Source organism: Anaerolinea thermophila UNI-1 (assembly GCF_000199675.1).
Taxonomy (GTDB): Bacteria; Chloroflexota; Anaerolineae; order Anaerolineales; family Anaerolineaceae; genus Anaerolinea; species Anaerolinea thermophila.
In genome coordinates, this window is sequence record NC_014960.1 from 1,269,829 (window position 1) to 1,290,791 (window position 20,963).

General features: G+C 48.5%; 16 protein-coding genes. 8 read left to right on the top strand and 8 right to left on the bottom strand.

The window, feature by feature from the left end:
* Positions 1 to 77: 77 nt before the first annotated feature.
* The 6 genes from ANT_RS05720 to ANT_RS05745 all read right to left on the bottom strand — a co-directional run bounded on the left by ANT_RS05720 (position 78) and on the right by ANT_RS05745 (position 6,536).
* Complete coding sequence (locus ANT_RS05720) at positions 78 to 1,022, bottom strand: glycoside hydrolase family 43 protein (protein WP_013559564.1); 945 nt, start codon at positions 1,020 to 1,022, stop codon at positions 78 to 80.
* 41 nt (positions 1,023 to 1,063) lie between these two features.
* A complete protein-coding gene (locus ANT_RS05725; protein WP_013559565.1) occupies positions 1,064 to 2,140 on the bottom strand; it encodes a glycoside hydrolase family 43 protein in 1,077 nt (358 codons plus the stop codon).
* On the bottom strand, positions 2,137 to 3,009 hold the full coding sequence (locus ANT_RS05730) for a carbohydrate ABC transporter permease (protein WP_013559566.1): 873 nt from the start codon (positions 3,007 to 3,009) through the stop codon (positions 2,137 to 2,139). Before ANT_RS05730 ends, ANT_RS05725 begins: the two co-directional genes overlap by 4 nt.
* Positions 3,010 to 3,023: 14 nt before the next feature.
* Positions 3,024 to 3,929 carry a carbohydrate ABC transporter permease gene (locus tag ANT_RS05735; protein ID WP_013559567.1) on the bottom strand — a complete coding sequence of 302 codons (906 nt, stop codon included), beginning with the start codon at positions 3,927 to 3,929 and terminating at the stop codon, positions 3,024 to 3,026.
* Between the two features lie 109 nt (positions 3,930 to 4,038).
* Entirely contained in the window at positions 4,039 to 5,355 is a 1,317-nt protein-coding gene (locus ANT_RS05740) for an ABC transporter substrate-binding protein (protein WP_013559568.1), read from the bottom strand.
* 197 nt (positions 5,356 to 5,552) lie between these two features.
* Positions 5,553 to 6,536 carry an ArsR/SmtB family transcription factor gene (locus ANT_RS05745; protein ID WP_013559569.1) on the bottom strand — a complete coding sequence of 328 codons (984 nt, stop codon included), beginning with the start codon at positions 6,534 to 6,536 and terminating at the stop codon, positions 5,553 to 5,555.
* 184 nt (positions 6,537 to 6,720) lie between these two features.
* Between ANT_RS05745 and ANT_RS05750 the strand changes: the two genes are divergently transcribed.
* The 4 genes from ANT_RS05750 to ANT_RS05765 all read left to right on the top strand — a co-directional run bounded on the left by ANT_RS05750 (position 6,721) and on the right by ANT_RS05765 (position 12,570).
* Positions 6,721 to 7,848: a hypothetical protein gene (locus ANT_RS05750; protein WP_013559570.1), complete on the top strand. Its 1,128-nt coding sequence runs from the start codon at positions 6,721 to 6,723 to the stop codon at positions 7,846 to 7,848.
* Positions 7,849 to 7,958: 110 nt separating this feature from the next.
* A complete protein-coding gene (locus tag ANT_RS05755; RefSeq protein ID WP_041454716.1) occupies positions 7,959 to 9,485 on the top strand; it encodes a DUF8728 domain-containing protein in 1,527 nt (508 codons plus the stop codon).
* Positions 9,482 to 11,077 carry an ArnT family glycosyltransferase gene (locus tag ANT_RS05760; protein WP_013559572.1) on the top strand — a complete coding sequence of 532 codons (1,596 nt, stop codon included), beginning with the start codon at positions 9,482 to 9,484 and terminating at the stop codon, positions 11,075 to 11,077. Before ANT_RS05755 ends, ANT_RS05760 begins: the two co-directional genes overlap by 4 nt.
* Positions 11,074 to 12,570, top strand: a complete 1,497-nt coding sequence (locus tag ANT_RS05765) for a hypothetical protein (RefSeq protein WP_013559573.1) — start codon at positions 11,074 to 11,076, stop codon at positions 12,568 to 12,570. The genes ANT_RS05760 and ANT_RS05765 overlap by 4 nt, the downstream gene beginning before the upstream one ends.
* Here ANT_RS05765 and ANT_RS05770 read toward each other — a convergent pair.
* Positions 12,567 to 13,355: a carbon-nitrogen family hydrolase gene (locus tag ANT_RS05770; protein WP_013559574.1), complete on the bottom strand. Its 789-nt coding sequence runs from the start codon at positions 13,353 to 13,355 to the stop codon at positions 12,567 to 12,569. The genes ANT_RS05765 and ANT_RS05770 overlap by 4 nt on opposite strands.
* 92 nt (positions 13,356 to 13,447) lie before the next feature.
* On the opposite strand from ANT_RS05770, the gene ANT_RS05775 reads away from it, so the two are divergent.
* The 4 genes from ANT_RS05775 to ANT_RS05790 are packed head-to-tail and all read left to right on the top strand — an operon-like array spanning position 13,448 to position 19,208.
* Positions 13,448 to 14,689, top strand: a complete 1,242-nt coding sequence (locus ANT_RS05775; protein WP_013559575.1) for a glycosyltransferase family 87 protein — start codon at positions 13,448 to 13,450, stop codon at positions 14,687 to 14,689.
* The gene (locus ANT_RS05780) at positions 14,686 to 16,188 is read left to right on the top strand and encodes a glycosyltransferase family 39 protein (RefSeq protein ID WP_013559576.1); all 1,503 of its coding nucleotides are present in this window, start codon (positions 14,686 to 14,688) and stop codon (positions 16,186 to 16,188) included. Before ANT_RS05775 ends, ANT_RS05780 begins: the two co-directional genes overlap by 4 nt.
* The gene (locus tag ANT_RS05785) at positions 16,169 to 17,758 is read left to right on the top strand and encodes a hypothetical protein (protein ID WP_013559577.1); all 1,590 of its coding nucleotides are present in this window, start codon (positions 16,169 to 16,171) and stop codon (positions 17,756 to 17,758) included. Before ANT_RS05780 ends, ANT_RS05785 begins: the two co-directional genes overlap by 20 nt.
* A complete protein-coding gene (locus tag ANT_RS05790) occupies positions 17,742 to 19,208 on the top strand; it encodes a DUF8728 domain-containing protein (RefSeq protein ID WP_013559578.1) in 1,467 nt (488 codons plus the stop codon). The genes ANT_RS05785 and ANT_RS05790 overlap by 17 nt, the downstream gene beginning before the upstream one ends.
* Here the strand turns inward: ANT_RS05790 and ANT_RS05795 are convergent.
* Entirely contained in the window at positions 19,205 to 20,596 is a 1,392-nt protein-coding gene (locus ANT_RS05795; RefSeq protein WP_172634577.1) for an ArnT family glycosyltransferase, read from the bottom strand. The genes ANT_RS05790 and ANT_RS05795 overlap by 4 nt on opposite strands.
* Positions 20,597 to 20,963 lie beyond the last annotated feature (367 nt).

Below are 20,963 nucleotides of genomic sequence, written 5' to 3' on the forward strand. Positions count from 1 at the left end.
CATCCTCTCGAATGTTTGGCGTATTGACAAAAAATACTGGAGGATTTTAAGCCTCCAGCAAATAACTTTTTCTAATATCAGCGCGAAGGAAGCGGTTGTGGAGTATTTGTTGGGCCCAGAACATGTAAGGTGTCATCGTCTTGGAAAAGAAGACGGTCTATACATATCTGGCGATCATCGCTAGGGCAATCTGGATTAGTGTGTATATGGTAAACAATGAATAACTCTTTCCCGTCCGGGGATGAAATCACTGAATTGTGGCCGGGTCCAGAAATTTCCGGACTTGTGGAATAAAGAATGGGATTGTGAGCGGCTTTCTGGAAAGGACCTAGGGGATGATTGGCGATAGCGTAGCCTATTGCGTAGTCGCGGCTCGCGTAGAAGTTTGCCGAATACATGAGATAATATTTTCCGTTTCGTTTTATCATAAAGGGCCCCTCGTTCCAGCGCCATTCATTTCCAGAGCGCAATTCCCACTCTTGCTCTGGTTGAGCAATTTTCACAGGCTCACCCCTGATAGATAACAGGTTACTTTCCAGTTCCACTACGTAGAGATGACTCTCGTGTCGGCCATCAACGATATTTTCGCTACAATCTTTTGAATAATACAGGTAAGCCCGTTTATCATCATCAATAAATACATGTCCATCTATGGTAGCGTATCCAAAATCAAACATGGGATGTGAGAAGACATCAATGAAAGGACCTTCAGGTTTCTCTGAAATAGCTACGCCCAGCCGCAAACTATGGTTTTCTTTCCAACGGGCGGTATAGTGCATGATGTATTTGCCCTGATAGTATATGACCTCTGGAGCCCAGAAGTCGCGCTCTCCCCAGGATTTTTCTGTTAGTGAATACACGTATCCAAGAGATTCCCAATGTACAAGATCTATAGAACACCACGCCTTGAATCCATCTGGAGCGGATGTCGCATAACAATAATATTTTCCATCAGGCGCTTTCAATACAAATGGATCGCCTATATGGGTTATAGACAAAGGATTTTGATAAGTGGATTCCATAATCTTCTCCTGAAGGATGTTTTACTTGATCTGATTTATGCTTAAGGGGTAGATACTAACGGCACTGGTTGTGGATGGGTCGTGGGTCCCTTAAGTACTGGTTTCTCATTATCCCACTCCACAAGATCCATCCAGACAAATCGCCTGTCCCCCCGGCGACTTCCTGCTACTACTTCCCAAGCATGATAAATCATCCAGGTGTTTTCACCAATTTGAAGGATGGTTTGATGTCCAGGTCCGATGACCATGGCTTCTTTATTTTCCAAAGCACTCTTAAGAATGGGATTTTCTTTGGCTTTTGTGCAAGGTCCCATTGGTGTTGTGCATAATGCATAACCTACTGCGTATAAGTGGCTGGCGTAATCATTCGCTGAATAAAACAGATAATATTTACCGTTACGCTTAAACATTGTGGGCGCTTCAATCACATTTCCTTCCCATAAGGCATCATTTCGAATCAGTGGTACAGGTTTACCTACCAGGCCGAGCCCGTCTTCGGTGAGTTCCTGTACCCAGATGTAAGTTGGAATCCCACAACAATTCCCATCATTCTTGAAGTAAAGATAGGTTTTCCCATCTTCATCCCTGAAAGGACTGGCATCAATGGTTCCACCTTGATCTGATTGGCACACCAGTGGAGTGGGGTTGATGTCCCTAAATTTTCCTTCGGGGCGATCACTGACGGCAACTCCTACACATTGTTTATTGGATGTCTGGTCACGTGCTGTGTAATAAAGGAGAAATTTGCCGTTGAATTCCATAACTTCTGGAGCCCATACCAACCCGCCAGTCAGTTTTGCCCATTTTGGCAGTGCTGGCATTGCATCTCCCTGGATTTTCCAGTGAACTAAATCGGTAGAGATTGCCAGAGGAATGTTTTTACCGGAGGAGTTTGTCGCGTAAAGGTAAAAAGTGTCATCTCTTTGCAGGATAAAAGGATCGGCAAAATTTTCTCGCAGAACGGGATTTTGAAAAGTTTCCCCGGCTGAAACTGTAACTGTATTGATAGAAGTCGGAAAGGTAGATGCTTGACTTTCATTAGCGAAGGGCAAGCAAGCATTCATCACCAAGCAAAGGCTGAGTATCAGAATACAAGGTAACCTGAAGGTAAGTTTCATCCTTTGATTCCTGTCGTTGCCACACTTTGAACAATGAATCTTTGCATAAATACATAAATGATTAAGACCGGTATGGCTACAATCACTGCTCCTGCCATCATCAAGCCGTACTCAGAAGTGTAAGCACCCTGTAAAGTCCGCAATCCAGGTTGTAAGGTTTGAACAGCGCGATCCTTCAGCACAAGGAGAGACCATAAGAAGTCATTCCAGCTTCCTAAAAATTCAATTACAGCCAGTGTCGCAAGAGCCGGTTTGGCTAATGGTAGTGCTATTTGAATGAATATTTGAACCGTATTTGCGCCATCAATTTGAGCGGCTTCCTCAAGCTCTTTTGGAATGCTCATGAAAAATTGTCGCATGAAATACACACCAAAGACGCTTGCTAAGGATGGAATGATTACCCCGCTGAACTTATTGAGCATATTTAATTTGGCTACTGTAACAAAATTTGGGACGAGGAACATGACTCCTGGGAGAAACAAAGTGGCTAGTAATAGCCCAAATATCTGTTTTTTTCCAGGAAAGTCCATGCGTGCATAAGCATATCCGGCCAGGGAATCAATGAGGAGCTTGAGTGTGGTGGTAATTGAAGCAACAATCAGGCTGTTTAAGAACCAGCGTCCAATAGGAGTTGATGGATTGTTCAAAATCTTGGTGTAGTTTTGCAGGGTAATCACTTTTGGAATCCAATAAATTTCTTTTGTGAAAAGTTGTGATTTCAACTTGAAAGAGGTCGAAAACATCCATACCAAAGGAATGATGATCAGTAAAGTAATTGTGCAAAGGAGGATATAGAGCCCGGTACGGTTGAGGAATTTTTTAACCCTGTACCGATTCAAAGGCGAGTATTTTTCTGTCCCATTTTTCATCACATCCTCCGATATCATTCACGCTGGCGAAATATGCGAAAATTGGCGTAACTGAAGATCACCATAATCAAGGCAACGATGACAGACATGGCGGCGGCGCTTCCCTGAAATGGACGAACAAAACCCTCTGTAAAGATCCGCAACATGACAGGTTCAGTTGCACCACCTCCTGTAGGTTGAGCGGGTCCCCCACGCGTCATCATCATCGGTTGTCCAAGCAAATTGAAAGATGCAATAATCGTAATGATGATAATAAACACTAAAACAGGTTGGAGCATTGGCAATGTCACGTTTATAAAACGTTGCCATGAATTTGCTCCGTCTATTTCTGCTGCTTCATACAGTTCAGGAGGAATATCCTGCAGGGCGGCAAGAAATATGATCATGTTGTATCCCATTGTCCACCACACTGTGGCGACCACAATGGTAATCATGGCGTATGGCATGGTAGAAAGCCAACGTGGGGTGGGTAATCCGAACATCTTTAGGTAGTAATTGAGCAATCCTCCCTCACTTTGAAAAATCCACCACCAGATCAATGAAATGACTGCCACTGAAAGCACCCAAGGAGCAAAAAAGGTAGCCCGAAAGAAGTTTGTTCCTGGAATCTTAAGATTCAGTAATACTGCCAACCCGAGCGGGATTAAAACCAGGAAAGGAACACTCCAGATAACGAAGGTAACTGTGACTTTCATTGAATTCCAGAATTCAAGGAACTTAACTGTTCCTGGAGTAAACAGGTCGATGTAATTCTTCAGTCCAACGAATGTAGTTGCTTCTGGCCGTAAGTAATCGTATTGGAAAAAACTAATGTATAACCCGTTGAAAAATGGATACCCAACGAATATGGCAAAAAATATTAAGTGCGGAAGGATAAATAAATAGGGGATGAGGTTGATCTTTCTCTTTTTATTTTCCATATGTCAATCCCCAAAAATTCGGTTAAGGGACCAGGAAGAAGAATAATTTGTGAAACATGTGGGCGGGTAGGAAATTCTGCCTAACCCGCCCACACTGGGCTAGAGGGTATTAAGGAGCCTTGGGAGCGTCGCCATAGGTGGCTTTATTTTGCGCCAAAATTTCATTGGCTCGTTTTGCGGCATCGTCCAGCGCGGCTTTGATATCGGTAGCGGTTCCGTTCATTACCGCACCTACTGCCTCACCAAGCGGGCCAAATGCATCCGTGATACCGGGGACAGCAGGTGGGAAAAAGGCATAGTCGACCGATTTAGCAATAGATGCTTGTGGTTCGATGGCTAAGAATTCGGCACTCTGGCGCACCGACTTAGAAGCCGGAATTTGTCCAGCCTTTGCCCATGTGACTGAATTTGCCACCATGTATTTGATGAATTCAGCAGCAGCTTTGTCCTTGCAAGGATCAATATTTTTGTGAACAGGCATGGTAAACTGATGTGATCCTGCCCAAACTGCCATGTATGGACCAATTTGTGGAACTGATGTGGCGCGCCCATCAAATTCAACACCTTCACCGGTCACATTTGTGGTTTGCCAAATCCCATTCCAGATCATGGCTACAGTTCCGGCTTTGAAAGCATTCAGTTCTGCGTCCACTTCGAGATTGGGGGCAGAATACTTGTTTTGCATGTCTTTCATCCATTGCAGTGCCTTGACACCTGCTTCGCTATTCCAGGTTGCCTGAGTACCGTCCTCATTGAATTCAGTTCCCCCAAACTGGTGTAACATTTGCTGGAAGATTTGCTGGACAGGAAAACCACCTGTGATATCAAATCCTTTCGTTTCTTCTGTTGTCAGAGCGGCAGCAATTGCCTCAAACTCTTCTGCGTTCGCAGGCGGGTTTTCAAAACCTGCGGACTTAAGAAGATCAGCATTGTAGAACATGGTCATGGGGTGAATATCCAATGGGATGCTGTAGCGGTGACCTGCTACCTCTCCCGCTGCCCATACGGCTTCTGGATAATCGTCACCTGAAAGCCCCATTTCAGCAACCAGATCATCAATAGGGCGCAAAACATTCCGAAAAGCCAGTGTGGCAACTTGATCTGCATGAATGATGGCGACATCTGGCAAGGTGTCTGCTGCGGCTGCTGTGGAAATTTGGGTATAGTACTCCCCTTGACTGGTCATGGTTACATGGATATCTGGATGAGAAGCATTGAATGCTTCTACCATTTCACCCATATATGGACCATCTGGACCTGTAAAAGGATTCCAGTATTGCAATTCAACCTTGCCGCAAGCATTTTGCTCTGCAGGCTGTTCACCCGTTTGAGGGGCAGCTGTAGGTGTGGTAGTACTTCCACAGGCGGTTAAGAGAATGCTCAAAATGAGCATGATTGGTAGAAAGTAGCGACTGAAGAGTTTCATCTTTTCTCCTTCTGACGAACAAACCAAATTGTCCCATGGGACACAACCTGTCCATGCCTTATCAGGCTGGACAACTATAAACATTAACGAAACACGTAGGGTATGTTAAACTTAATTTGAGATGGAATCACCTCCTCTCCACAGCGCTGTATGTGTGCATCCCTGAAACTGAACACATACAGCGCTTGCCTTATGATTTATTCCTTACCAACTCGTTTGAAATACTGTCTCATAACAATGTCCTGAGGATAATTGCCAAATTTGCTACCAAATAAGTTCATCCCACCAACATTTGTAGCGTTCTCCTTGATCCCAATTCGTACAGAAATTGGTTCACCAGGTTTTATGGGTAAGTCTTTTACTTTGATTGAGGAAACCTGTACTCCATCCACGTAACTCCCTGTAGATGTGACCTTCCATACCTTGAGCAAACCATACTGGGAGTTCTGTGTATCCCACCATGCGGGAGTAAGCATACCGCGTTCTCCGCCAAAATCTGCTGGGCTAGTCCAGGTGCCAATCTCTATCCCTCCAATCCACAGAGTAATATCAGAAGGCCAATCAGGATGGTGTAATGGCGCTTCCGAGCACACCTCAAAACTAATTTCAATTTCGTTCAAGATGCTTCCTGGAGGGAGGCGGTAGGGAAAATGATATTCCAGAAAACCTCGTCGGAACCAGATTAGTTGAGCATAAATCCTTTGAGGTTCATAAAAGGCTGATGGATCATCTAAATGACCGATAATCCCCAGTTCTCCTACAAGGCCACAAGTGGGTATTGCCTGTATCTGAGTGTACGCACCGATTGGCATGGAAACTTCGATGGGGGTTTCTGCTGTTTCCAGGTATGCTGGCAATTGGATAATGATCCGATCATAAACACGAGCACAAACTCGTTGAAGTCCTCTTGTTGCAGGGCGTAGATCGGTCTTAATTAAACCTGCGTTTTCCAGAATATTGATGTGAAGGGTTGCTGTTGATGGAGGAAGTCCTAATGCCTCAGCAATTTCCATAACAGTGCTAGTATGGACGCTGAGAAATTTCAAGATTTTTAAGCGAGTTTCTGAGCCTAATGCTTTCGTGACTGCTTCCAACTTTTGCAACTCGTGGTCTTCTGCAAGCAGTTCTAGCAATCGTGCATTAGGAATTTTCTCGTAATTTGTCATGGAGGAGTCAGTCATGGAGAAATCAATAAAACATAAAATTATGTTTTGTTACATAAAATTATATTTCATTTGAAGCGTTTGTCAATAAGTAATTTTGAAAAGAATGTCCAATTTTTCTACCACAAGTACCTTAAGATAGATTTGGGTGTATACTCCATAAACAATCTTTTCATCCTAACTTTCATTTGCGAGGGGTCTTATGCTCACCATTCAGCAAGTGGATACCCGCTCTCGGGAACAGGTTCATCGTTTCATTCAATTTCATTATGATTTGTATCGCGGTACCCCCCAGTGGGTGCCCCCTTTTTACTCAGATATTCGTTTGATGCTTGATCGGGAGAAGCATCCCTTTTACGAGCACTCGGATGGGGATTTCTTCCTTGCTTTACGGGGAAAAGAGGTGGTTGGGCGAATTGCCATTTTAGAAAATCGCCCGTTTAATGAATATCATCAATGCAAAAAAGCCCAGTTCTATTTGTTTGACTGCATCAATGACTTGGAAGTCGCCCGTGCGTTGTTTGATCGTGCTGCCGAATGGTGCAAAGCCCGTGGGTTGACCGAAATTGTGGGGCCCAAAGGGCTGAGCGCCTTTGATGGCTACGGCATTCAGGTTGAGGGTTTTGAACATCGTCAGATGATGACGATGATGAACTACAACTTTGACTACTATCCCAAACTGATGGAAGCCCTGGGTTTTGAAAAAGAGGTGGATTTCGTTTCGGCTTATATTAATCGGGAAAATTTCCAACTGCCTGATAAAATGCGTGAGGTTGCCCGCCGTGTGATTGAACGGGGAAAGTTTAAGGTGGTGAACTTCCGAAACAAGAAAGAACTGGTGGCTTGGGCTCCAAAAATTGGCGAAGCCTATAACAAAGCCTTTGTCAACAATTGGGAGTATTACCCGCTCTCGCCTCGCGAAGTCAAATTTGTGCTGGATAACCTGCTCATGGTGGCAGTTCCCGAATTGATCAAGATCATTACCTACAATGAGGATGTCGTCGGGTTCCTCTTTGGTTTTCCCGATATCAGTGCGGCGCTTCAGCGGCAGGGTGGGCGCATTACCCCCTGGGGATTGGTGGATTTCATGCTGGAGATGAAACGCACAAAATTTATTTCCCTCAACGGGGTAGGTGTGTTGCCTGAATATCATGGCCGTGGCGGCAACGTTCTGCTGTATGCTGAGATGGCTAAATTCCTTGAAAATTCTCAATTCACCGAAGGCGAACTGACCCAGATGGCAGAGACCGCCGTACAGATTCGTAAGGATATTCTGGTAGCAGGGAGCAAACCCTGGAAGAATCACCGCGTTTATCATAAAGTACTGTAATTTCTTCAGGTTTATGTTGAAGGCGCCGCCCGAGAAAGTCGCGGCGCCTTTCTATTTTGACAGGTCTTCTCAAAGGATATAGATGGGAGAGGTGATTGTATAATCGGGGTATGTCAAAGACAACCCGACTCTGGATTGTTCTTCTGATTGCGCTGGCTTTACTTGCCCGCCTGATTCCCGGTCCCCGCACCATTGACGACTCTTATATTACCTACCGGTATGCTCGCAACCTGTTAAGTGGCTGGGGGTTTGTGTATAACCCTGGCGAGCGTGTTATGGGGACGACCACACCTCTGTACACCCTGTTGATGGCTGGTTTGGGTGCTCTGAGCGGTGGTCCGGAAGCGGATTTTCCTGTCATCTCGTGGCTTTTGAATGCAGTGGCTGATGCGCTTACCTGTGTGCTTTTGTTTCTGATTGGCAGGCAGGTAAACTTTGAAAAGGCTGGACTTGCTGCGGCTCTGGCTTGGGCTATTGCCCCTTATTCGGTCACCTTTTCCATCGGGGGATTGGAAACCAGCCTGTATGTATTTTTGCTTACCCTGATGGGATGGGCTTATCTCCGAAATAATCTCTCTCTCACTGCACTTGCGGGTGCGCTGGCTTTGCTTACTCGTGTGGATGCGGCGCTCATGATTGGGTTGATGGGGTTGGACTGGTTGGCGCGTTTCCTTCATGAGAAACCTCGTTCAATTCCGTGGCGAGCCTTGTTTGTTTTCCTTTTGCCTGTGATAGGATGGTATGGATTTGCTTGGGCATATTTTGGCAGTCCCTTTCCTCATTCGGTGACGGCGAAATTACTGGCTTACCGTCTTGAGCCCCATGCAGCATTGATCCGTTTGCTGCAACATTATGCAACCCCGTTCTTTGAGTATCACTGGATTGGGAATATTGCAATCGGAGTCGGGTTGCTGGTATATCCTTTCCTTGCCCTCACCGGTGTTCTAAGCGCATTTCGCACCGCACCCCGTCTGGGAGCGTGGCTGGTTTATCCCTGGGTATATTTCCTTGCTTTTGCTCTACCCAATCCACTGATCTTTCGCTGGTATCTTACCCCGCCTTTACCGGCTTATTTCCTAGCAATTCTTATTGGGGGGCAAAGTTTGTTGAGAGGGTTAATGAAACATAAACAGGTGCCACGCTGGGGATTTTCTCTGTTGACGGTTGTGCTGGTATTATTCCCGGCAGTGGTGTCATTCCGTGAATGGCGGTTTGTTCCCGATCATGGTCCTCGACGACCTGCGCCCGACATGGCTTACATTCAACTGGAGTTACTCTATAAAGAAGCGGCAGACTTTATTCGAGCACAGAATCAACCTCAGGCAGTTCTGGCGGCAGGGGATGTGGGGGTGCTGGGTTATGAAACCAATTTGCGAATTCTTGATACAGTGGGTTTGAACTCCCCGCAAAGCATTCAGTATTACCCGCTCGATAAAGCCTACTATGCCATTAATTACGCCGTTGCTCCCGACCTGATCAGGGATGCACGACCTGATTTCCTGGTGATTCTGGAAGTGTACGGACGCAAAGGGCTTTTGCAGGAAAATTGGTTCCAGCAGTCTTACCGATTGATGAAGAAAATCCCTACAGACATGTATGGGAGTGATGGATTGTTGATTTTTGGCAGGAATCCATGAATAGAAAAAGCACATTCATCTTATTTGGGAGTTTCCTGGTTTCTCTATTGTGGAAGGGCTTCATTGTTTTCTCCGAGCGTGTTCCCTTTAATGCCGACGAAGCCATTGTGGCTTTGATGGCAAAGCATATTTTGCAGGGTGAACGCCCAATTTTCTTTTACGGGCAGAGTTACATGGGAAGCCTGGACGCTTACCTGATCGCAGCGGGTTTTGCCCTTTTCGGACAGCACATTTGGGTGATTCGACTGGTTCAGGCATTACTTTATTTGGGGTTTCTGTACACACTTTTTCTGGTTGGAAAAGAGGCTTTTGACAACGAAAAAATCGGTGTGTGGGCAGTTGTGCTGAGTGCCATTCCCGTGGTCAATGTGACGCTGTACACCACCATCACTCTTGGGGGGTATGGAGAAGCCTTGTTGTTGGGCAACTTGATTTTGCTGACCGCCCTACGTTTGGAAAAATCTTCTTCCGGTTGGCTGGTATTGGGGTTAGGGTTCTGGATTGGGCTGGGGGTGTGGTGTAATGCCATTACGCTGGTGTATAGTCTTCCCGCGGGGATCTTTGTCCTGGTTAACTGGTTTAAGCGAAGGGATGCTTTGTTTTTTGTGGAGAAGTCAGCCTTAGCCCTTCTGGGGGTATTGCTGGGAGCCTTCCCTTTGTGGATTTATGCTGCCCAGCATGGTTTTTTCAGTTTGCTAGCCGATTTACTTGGCTCTCCCACGGTTTCTAATCCTTACCCCTGGATTGTCAAGATCGGAATGTATCTCACCTGGTTTATCTTGTTTGCTATTCCGGTTACTTGGGGTTTTCGCCCGCCTTGGTCGGTGGATTGGTTAGTACCTCCACTGATCCCATTTGCTCTGGTTGCCTGGTTGGCGGTGCTGGTATGGATATATCGTTGCCTTTCTAAACCTTCTTTGCAGCGATCTCACTGGTGGCTGGTTACAGGGGTAGGCTGGTCGCTGATGTTCGCCTATGTGTTTACTCAATTCAGTAAAGACCCGTCGGGCAGATATTTTCTTCCGTTGTATATTCCACTGATTCTTGGCGCAGCCCATTTTATGGTGCGGTCTTCCGTCCCAAGATGGGCAAGGATAGTTGTTTTTGCTAGTTTGTTGACTTATTTCATTGCTGGTAATATTGCCAGTGCTCTGGCAACCCCGCCAGGGTTTACCTCGCAACTGGATGCCAGTACGCGAATTGAGCGCAAATACGATGGCGAATTGATTCGCTTTTTGCAGGAACAGGAAGAAACCCGTGGTTACACCCATTACTGGGTAGCCTATCCGCTGGCTTTTGAAAGCAATGAAACCCTGATTTTTGTTCCTGACTTACCGTATCACCTCAATCTCTCTTACACTCCCCGCGATAATCGTTATGAACCCTATAACTGTCTGGTTAACGAAAGTCAACGAGTCGCTTACATTACCACGCAACAAACAGAACGCCTGAACGCATTGCTCCGTCAGCAGTTTGCTGAGAAAGGCATTACCTGGCAGGAAAAGTCTATTGGCGATTATCTGGTGTTTTACAACCTGAGCCATAAGATTACCCCGAATGAATTGGTGATTCAAGAGGTAGCAGAGCCATGAAACGCCTTATTGGCTGGTTTTTCCCATCCATGAAAGTCCTTCTAGGATTGATGTTCTTTCTGGCTGTTCTGAGTATGGGAGAAAGAATGATGAACGTGGATGGGGATTTGGGACGTCATCTCACCATCGGAAATTTTATTCTGGACACAGGATGGATTCCCAACCGCGACGTGTTTTCCCACACCATGGCGGGGGAAGTGCTGACTCCCCATGAATGGATGGCGCAGGTAGTATTTGCCCTGATGGAACGCTGGTTTGGGCTGGCAGGTGTAGTGTGGCTCTGTGCCTTGATGGTTGCCCTCACAGTCATGCTGGTTTTTCGTCTTTCCTGGGAGCGCAGTGGCGGCTGGTTGAGCAGTTTGTTGGTGACTCTCTTAGCCATGGCGGCAAGCAGTCTGCACTGGTTGACCCGTCCCCACTTGTTTACCTTTCTCTTTCTGGCAATCTGGCTTAAAGGGTTAGAAGATCTCTTTCAGAGGAAACGCTACGGGCTGTTGGTACTTCCTGTGCTGATGTTGATTTGGGCAAATACCCATGGCGCTTTTCTGGCGGGGTTTGTGGTGTGGGTTGTATATGGTGTGGGAATATTATGGAGGACATGGGTAGAAAAAACGCCTTTTACTTCCCTTTCTGGTGTTTTTCGTGATTGGTTCTGGGTAGGGGGACTTTCCTTGATTGCCAGTTTGCTCAATCCCTCTGGGGTGGATTTATGGAAAACCTCAGTGGGTTATGTGCGAAATGCTTACCTGGTGGGACATACCGCCGAGTATCTTTCCCCTGATTTTCATACTCCCGGTGCTTTTCCTTTCCTGCTCATGGTGCTGGGCATCCTGGGAGTGTGGGGAATCAGCCATCAGAAGCCGCGCGTGGATGAAGTACTTCTGGTGAGTCTCTGGATAGCCATGGCGCTGTACAGTGCGCGCAATATCCCCTTGTTTGCAGTGGTCTCGGCTCCGGTGCTGGCAAAGAGTATTCACACCGCTTTTCAGGAATGGGCAGAATCTGTTCCCTGGTTCAAGAAATTGCGTGACCTGGACTTGCGTATGCATGCAGTGGACTCAAAAGCCGGTGGGTGGGTAACTTTCTTGCTGATCGTTGTTTTTATGGCTTGGACAGCGCGTGCGGGTTTGATTCCTGCTCGTTTTCAGTCTGAGGTGTTCCCCGTCCGGGCAATGGATTGGCTGGAGGCGCACCCTCAGGAAGGCAATGTCTTCAATTATTTCCCCTGGGGTGGGTATATTCTTTACCGCGCATTCCCTGACATTCGGGTTTTCATTGACGGGCAAACCGATTTTTACGGCGAAGCCCTGACCCGAGAGTATGAACAGGTAATAACCCTCCAGGATGGCTGGAAGGACGTGCTGGATAAATACCGGGTACAATGGGCGCTGATGCCCGAGTCGTCCATGCTGTCAAAAGCCCTGGAGCGGGAGTTAAATTGGGAGGTCGTTTACCGCGATCAGGTATCTGTTATTCTTCACTGCCAGCCTTAATCGCTGAGATGATACAGGTCGGGACGGCGGTCCTGAAAAACGGGCAGGAAACCGCGAGCCCGCTCCACCTGGTTGGGGTCGATTTGTGCGCTGATTAGATCTTCATCGGTTTGACTGCCTTCTGCCAGGGTTTCTCCCCACGGGGAGATGATTGCGCTGCTACCGCCGAATACGTCTTTATACGCTGGACCGACGCAGTTGACAGCGAACAGAAAACACAGGTTTTCAATGGCGCGGGCGCGCAGGAGAGTTTGCCAGTGGTGTATTCGTTTGAGGGGCCATTCGGCACTGAGCAGAAATATCGTTGCTCCACTCAGCGCGTATTGGCGGAACAACTCTGGAAAGCGTAAATCATAGCAAATGGCTAAGCCCGCTTGCCCCATCTCTGTGGAAACCATTTGAAGATGGTCGCCCGGGTTAAGCCAGCGGTCTTCTTCCATCAGTCGGAAGAGGTGGATTTTTCGATAGGCAAGAATTTCCCGGGTAGGGGAAATCCAGTAGAACGTGTTGTAAATTCCCCGATCGGATTTTTCCAGAAGCGACCCACCAATGGAGAGATGGTATTGATGGGCAAGGTAGGTCAAGTCCTTCAGAATTTCAGGGGTTTCATTGGCGTAAGTTTCTGCTTTTTCCAGATCATATCCACTGGACCATAATTCAGGAAGCAGGACAATGGTGCTCTTCCGTGTTGCAGACTTCTCAATCATGGAGAAAGCAGTGGCAACATTCTTTTGCAGATTGCCGGGTTCAATATGCATTTGAGCAAGGGAAATGACTGGATTCATAAAGGCCTCAGTACAGTACCAGTATAATAAATCAAAAAGATTGTACTATAGGTGTGAGGATTGAATTCTATTTCTTTTGATGGAGAAACACCTTGAATCGCTCACGTAATCAAGCCCTTCTTCTCATTTTGATGATTCTTTTTCTGGGTATTTTACTTGCCGGGGTAACCTGGTCAAACTATCAGTACACACAGAAAAACCCGGGAGGTAATGACTTTCTGGTTCACTGGGTAGGAACGCGAGTTTTATTTTACGAAGGTATCAGTCCGTACAGTGATGAAGCCGCTCTGCGCATCCAAACCCTTGCCTACGGAAGACCAGCCCGCCCCGGAGAACATGAACTGCGGGTAGCCTATCCGCTCTACTCGGTGGTGTTTTTCCTGCCTTTTGCGCTGATTTCCGATTTCAACCTTGCCCGTGCGGTGTGGATGACCGTACTGGAAGCCTCATTGGTAGGTATTAGCTTACTGAGCCTGCGCCTCTGCCGTTGGAAACCCTCACCCTTCATGCTGGCAGGGTTGTTGATCTTTTCGTTACTCTGGTACCATGGGCTGCGCCCGCTCATCAATGGGAATGCGGTCATTTTAGTAGCGTTGTTCATCACCGGTGGGTTGCTGGCGTTGCGTGATGGCGCGGATGAACTTGCCGGGGTGTTATTTGCTTTTGCCACAATTAAACCTCAGGTCGTGGTACTGATTGTGGCTTTTTTACTTCTCTGGGGCATTGGGCAGAGGCGCTGGCGTTTTGTGGGCTGGCTGGTTGGCACGGTGGGGTTGCTCTCTCTGGCGGCGGGGTTAATTTTCCCGGATTGGATTATTCAGAACTTGAGAGAGGTCTTGAGATATCCTGCCTACAATCCACCAGGCACACCCGGCGCAGCATTTGCTCAATGGTGGCCCTCTTTTGGAGCACGGCTTGGCTGGGCGCTTACTTTCCTCATGGCGCTGATGTTGATTGTCGAATGGCGCTCTGGATTGCGGGCTGAATTCCGGGGATTTCTGTGGACGGCTTTGCTCACCCTTAACATCGCCCAATGGATTGGCATTCAAACCGATCCGGGAAATTTCGTTGTTCTCTTTCCCGGCATCATTCTGGCTTTTGCGCTGATGTATGAACGCTGGCACAAAGGGGCAGCCATTGCTTCGAGTATTATTCTGCTTGTTCTCTTTGTGGGCATTTGGGCTATCTTCCTTTCTACGGTGCAATATGGTGACCAGCCTGTACAAAGCCCGGTGATGTTCTTCCCCTTGCCGTTTGTTATGTTTGTTTTGTTGTACTGGGTGCGCTGGTGGGCATTTCATCCTCTGGGGGCGTGGATGGGATGGAAACGATGAGCCGGGTTTTGGAACGCATAGAGTCATCCTGGCTGGGGAAAGCAAGTGTTTTTCTGATTGCCCTGGCGGTACGTTTATTGGGCATTCATTCCCGACCTTTTCATTATGACGATGTGTTCAGCATTTTCCTGGCGCAGCGTTCCCTGCCAGAAATCATTCAGGGTACTGCCGCCGATACCATGCCGCCGCTGTATTATTTCCTGCTCCATTATTGGGTACAAATTTCCGATACAGATTGGTTTATCCGCTTACTCAGTATACTCTTGTCTCTGCTGGCAATCGGGTTGCTGATGAACTGGGTGCAGGAAATGAGCGATTCTCGCACGGCTTTGGTGGCGGGCTTTCTGGCAGCGATTTCTCCATTCCACTACTATCATGCTCAAGACGTTCGCAATTATGCGCTTTTACTGTCTGCCCAAACTGCCTTTTTATGGTTTTTTGTTCGTTTATGGAAAAGCCAGGATCAACCCTTTTCTCGCCGGGCAGGCGATTGGATTGGATTAGCCCTTAGCGGTACTGTTGCCATGTACACTCACAACGTGGCAATTTTGGGGTTAGCACCTGCCCCTTTGTATCTTTTATTCCGGCGAAAGTGGAATTTCTTGCTTCAGGTGGTTGTAGCATTTCTGCTCATTGCCATCTTCTCTGTGCCGTGGTTAGCCATTCTGCCCACTCAACTGGCAAAGATTCAATATGATTGGTGGTTGTGGCGTCCCGGGGTGGTGGACTGGTTGCAGGTGCCGCTGGTTTGGGTAACCGGACTTCCCCTGACCGGCATCTGGCTTTGGATTGGAGCGCTGGTTGCTCTGGAAACTTTCGTGCTGGTAACTTGGGAATTTTCACGGCGGCATGTTGCCGGTGAGTGGACAGGCTTCCTCTGGGTGGTGATGCTGGTTATTCCGGTATTATTTTTTACGGCGTCTTACCTGTTCAAACCCGTCTTTGTGCCTCGTGGTTTCATCCTCTCCTCATTTGCTTTTCTGGCAATGGCAGCACATGGAATCGTTCAACGGTGGCAACAGGGAGGCGGGAAAATCATTCTGGCTGGCTTTGTACTGGGGGCATTGATTGGCATTCCTGTCCAGGCAAATTTCCTGGATTTCCCGCGAGCGCCTTTTCGGCAGGTAGCGCATGAACTGGCAGCCCGCATCACTCCCGGCGATTTAATTGTCCACGAAAACAAGTTAAGTTACTTTCCGGTCAAGTATTACCGTCCAGATTTACCTCAGGTGTTTCTTGCTGATATTCCCGGGAGCGGCAATGATACCTTTGCACGAGGTTCGCAGGAAGCCATGCAAATTTTCCCCCAGCCGGATATTCAGCGGGCGGTGCAGGGAGCCAGACGGGTGTATTTTGTGGTCTTCCAGCAAGCCGTGGAGGATTATCAGCGCTTGGGATTTGGGGAGCATCCCGTGCTGGTGTGGTTGCGTAGCCATGCCGTAGAAGAAAACCGTATGAACTATCGGGATTTGTGGGTGTATGTCTTTCGTTTCCCGTAATCATCTTTGGGGTGGACTGATTCTGTACATCCTGGCTTTGCTGATTTTGCTCCCCGCCGGGTGGTTGGAACGTGTTCCCGGATACATGGATGCAGAGTACTATGCTGTCATGGGGCGGGAACTTGCCGAGGGCAAAGGCTGGTCACAACCTTTCCTGTGGAATTATCTGGATAACCCTGAAACGCTTCCACAACCTGCCTTTACCTACTGGATGCCGCTGATTTCAATCCTTTCTGCCTTGGGTTGGAGATTGACAGGCAGCTTCCGTGGGGTACAGGTAATTTTCTGTCTTCTGGCGGCTCTGGTGCCGGTTTTAACTTATGCGATGGCAATTCGCTTGCATGGAGATTCGCGTAAGGCGTGGCTCAGTGGTTTGTTCGCGCTCTTCCCGGTTTTTTATTTGCCTTATCTGCCCACCACAGATGCTTTTGCGGTGGTCATGCTTCTGGGAGGGGGAGCGATTCTTCTGGTAACCCTTGAGCACTGGTTCGCTAGGCTGGCTTTTGGCATCCTTGCAGGGGCTCTTCACTTCACCCGTGCCGATGGCATTCTTTGGCTGTTGGGAGGACTGATCTGGTGGAATGGTAGAGCATGGTTTACACGTTCTTCCTTCCGCCAGTTAGGGACTCAAATGCTCAAACGTTCTGCCTTGTTGCTGGTGGGCTATACCCTGGTGATGGGAAGTTGGTATCTCCGTAACGTGGAGGTGTTTGGACGCATTTTCCCGCCGGGTAATGGGCTGACCCTGTGGGTAACCCGCTACGAGGATTTGTATCTCCATCCTGCCAGCCAATTGACCTTTCAGCGCTGGTTGGAGGCTGGCTGGCAGGCGCATCTGGAAGGTCGATGGCAGGCGTTCCTGGCAAATCTTCAGACCACCATTGCCGTGCAGGGGATGATAGTTCTCTTTCCTTTTATTCTGATTGGCATGGGGTGCTTGAGAAAACAGAGTGCTGTCCGTTTTGCTTTGGGAATATGGACGGCGATTTTTCTCGTTTTCACACTGGTGTTCCCTTACGCAGGCATCAATGGATCGTTTTTCCACGCCGGCGCAGGCATTCAAACCCTGCTTTGGGCATTAGCCCCGGTTGGAATTGAACAGGTGGTCAGGAAAGTGTCCGAATGGCGCAAATGGGAGCGTGGGCATCATGTTCTGCGGTTTGTGTATGGATTGCTCTTGGCAACTTCTTTCCTGCTCTCCTGGGGGATATATGCAAGTACCGTGATTGGCACAGAGTCTGGCAGGGAGATTCGCTGGGAGCAGTCTTACCAGCAGGCGCTTCGCCTGGAAACCTGGTTGCGGCAACGATTGGCTCAGCCTGAAGATGTGGTGATGGTGAACAATCCGCCCGGTTATACTTATGCAACGGGAAGGCCGGCAATTGTTATTCCCTTTGGACATGAGCAGGATGTACTTGCTACAGGGCGGCGTTACGGAGCGCGTTTCTTGCTCTTGGATGAAAACAATTCTGGATACTTATCGGAATGGTATCTTCATCCGGTAACCACGAGGGATTTGAATTATTTTGGAACGGTTGAAGGGGTGCGCATCTATGAGTTTATTCCGTGAACGTGGGCGTTGGTCGAATATTGTGGCACTCCTTCTTGTGGGAGCAGGTGTTTTCCTTTACCTCTGGATGAGTTATCGGACGTACCGCATCGGTTTTCCTCTGGATGATGCATGGATTCATCAAACCTACGCTCGCAATTTAGCAAAAATTGGGGAGTGGGCTTTTGTGCCTGGGCAACCTTCGGCAGGCTCCACTGCGCCCTTGTGGTCACTTTTGCTGGCACTGGGGCATTTCTTGTCCTCTGGCATACCATATACGTGGACGTTTTCCCTGGGGGTTTGCTCTCTGATTGGATTGATGATTCTCGGACAGAGATGGTTTGAACGGGAAACGGGTGTTTTTTTTCCTTTCGCGGCTATTTTTCTTGGGCTTGAGTGGCATTTGCTCTGGGCGGCGCTTTCGGGGATGGAAACAGCGTTCATGGCGTGTTTGGTGCTTGCGGTTTTATGGCTCGTCGGAGAATCGCGTTCCCGCTGGGGCTGGATGGGGATTCTTATCGGCGGGGGGATCTGGGTTCGCCCGGATGCTATCACCCTGATTGCTCCGGTTTTTCTGATGTGGCTATGGAGATTTTCTCGTGGGGAAACCTGCTGGAGAGATGCGGTGAAATTCCTGACCGGTTTTCTACTGCTGTTTACCCTGTACATGGGATTTAATCTTCTGCTTTCAGGAAGCATTTTCCCTAATACCTTCTATGCCAAACAGGCTGAATACGCTGTTTTATATGAGCGCCCACTGCTCTTGCGTTTTCTGCGCTCTTTTGGCGTTATGCTGGTAGGGGGGAGCGGTTTGTTGCTTCCCGGTTTTCTCTGGGGAATCTACCAGGCTTGGAAAAACAAAAACGTTGCTTTTCTTCTGGCTTCCGTCTGGGTTCTTGGATACGTTGCTCTGTATGCTTTGCGTCTTCCGGTGACCTATCAACATGGACGTTACCTCATGCCAGCCATGCCAGTCTATTTTGTTCTGGGATTGATCGGTACGGCACAGGTGGTTAGAAGTCTCAATCAGAGCCGCTGGGGATGGGTGCTCAGCCGGGTGTGGCTGGGCAGTATGCTGGGGGTCACCCTTGGATTTGTCCTGCTTGGAGCGCAAGCCTACGCCACCGATGTAGCGATTATTGAAAGCGAGATGGTTGAAACGGCATACTGGTTGGCGGCGAATACTCCCCCCAATGCCCTGATTGCGGTTCACGATATTGGGGCTGTGGGCTATTTCGCTCAGCGCCGGCTGGTCGATCTGGCTGGATTGGTCTCCCCTGAAGTGATTCCCTTCATTCGGGACGAAAGCCGTTTACGGGCTTACCTGGACCAGCAACAGGTGGATTACCTGGTTACCTTTCCGGGATGGTATCAATACCTTGCTGAGGGAAAACCACTGGTTTATCAGAGCCGGGGAAAGTTTTCTCCCAGGGCGGGGGGTGAAAATATGTGTGTGTATCGCTGGCGCTAGGGGGTGAGTGGAATCAGCCAGTAATATCCACCAGCCAGTGGCTGTGCGGAGGGGAGCATTTTCAGAAGATCCTCGAAGGCTTTCCAATCCCCGGGCAACATGGCGCGGTCAGCACCCCGCATAAATTCCATGCCGGTCTTGTGGATGAGAAGATGGGTAAAGCCCTGGTTTTTCCATGCTTCCAGGACTTTTCGAGGGCTTGCCAATTGATGATAATCTGCCCTCCAGCGGTCAATCCATGGGTCGGCAGTGCAGAAATCCGGCGCATAAAAACTGCGGGCTTCCCACAGAAAGAGCACTCTGGAACCTTCAGGCAGGGTTTTGAGTTCCTGCATGGCAAGAAAATAAACGCCGGTTTGATTTTCCAGATACTCTTGTGGGGAAATTGTGCCCAGTACAACGGGAATGGCTTGAGACCGTACCAGCATGAAACTGTCCTGCCAGAGAGCCAGCCCGCTGACCAGAAGGACAAGGACGGCGCCAAGTCTGGATAACCGCACTTCCCGCCAGCGGACTTCCTGTAACCATTCCCATCCTATCCCTGCGTTGAGGGCAATCAGCGGGAGCAGGGCAAAGTAGAGACGAGTCTGCTGAAGGTGTTCATAACGGGCACCTGCCAATCCCACAATTAGCCATAGGAGGAGAAAGGACCATCCGCTGAGTTTACCGAGTGGTGTACGGCGAATTGCCCACCATCCCGGCAGAGCAAACAACACCAGCAAGGGCCCAATATCCGTTGCTGAACCAGCCGCACCGTCCACGCCCATCCAGGTGAAGGTGATGGGCGCAAAAAGACGCACCAGCCAGTTCACAGACTCGGGGGGTTGATTCGCAGCGCTTAACCGCCAGGCAGAAAATTCTGCTGTGGGAAAAAGATAAGGGTAAAGGGGGTTACCGGTCAAAGTCCAGTTTTTCAGCATCCAGGGCAGGAAGGTTGCCAGTGCAATGATCCCTCCCAAAACGAAAGTCCCCATGAAGCGCCGCTTTTCCGTTGAGAAGAACCAAACTGCCGGGAAGAGCGCCAGGGCAAGAATCCCAGAGGTGTATTTCACACCGACAGCCAGCCCAATAAACACACTCATCCAGAAATACCAGCGAATCTGTCGGTTTTTCAACCATGTCCAGAACATGCTGAATGCGGCAAATCCAAACAGTGCCGAAAACAGGTCGGTATATGCCCAGGCGCTCATCCAGCGGGTGGATGCGCCGCTGAGAACGGCTATAAGGGCAATGATCCCCCCCGCTTGATTGGATGAAGTAGGGAACAATTCTTTGAGGATTTCTTTGCTCCATCCCCACAAACCCAGCCAGAATACCACAGCCATCATCCACGAGAACACCGTTGCGCTTTGGGGATTAAACAATTCCATTGCCCAGGTGTACAGCATCTCGGCCAGTTGCGGATGTCCCCAGTACGGGTTCTCGGGTACAACCAGAAGTTTTCCGGATCTTAAATATTGTTGAGGGAGTGCTAGATGATAGGTTAAAGCGTCATATTTTGCCGGGGAGGCCAGAGCAATCCAGAGTTGAACAAGAACTAATAGAAGAGCAATACCTCCGAGCACTTTTTCAAATCGAGAAGTAAGTTTCCAACTGTCGTTCCACTTTAAGGACGCAAACCATTCCCGTGTCCACTTATGAAGAGGAAAAAAAAGAAGAAAGGGTATCCAGAAAAGCCAGGTGGAATACCCTATGGTTAACCCGATGCCAAGCCAGAATATTCCCCAAATTCCTGCTCCCAGTGCTGTTTCAATA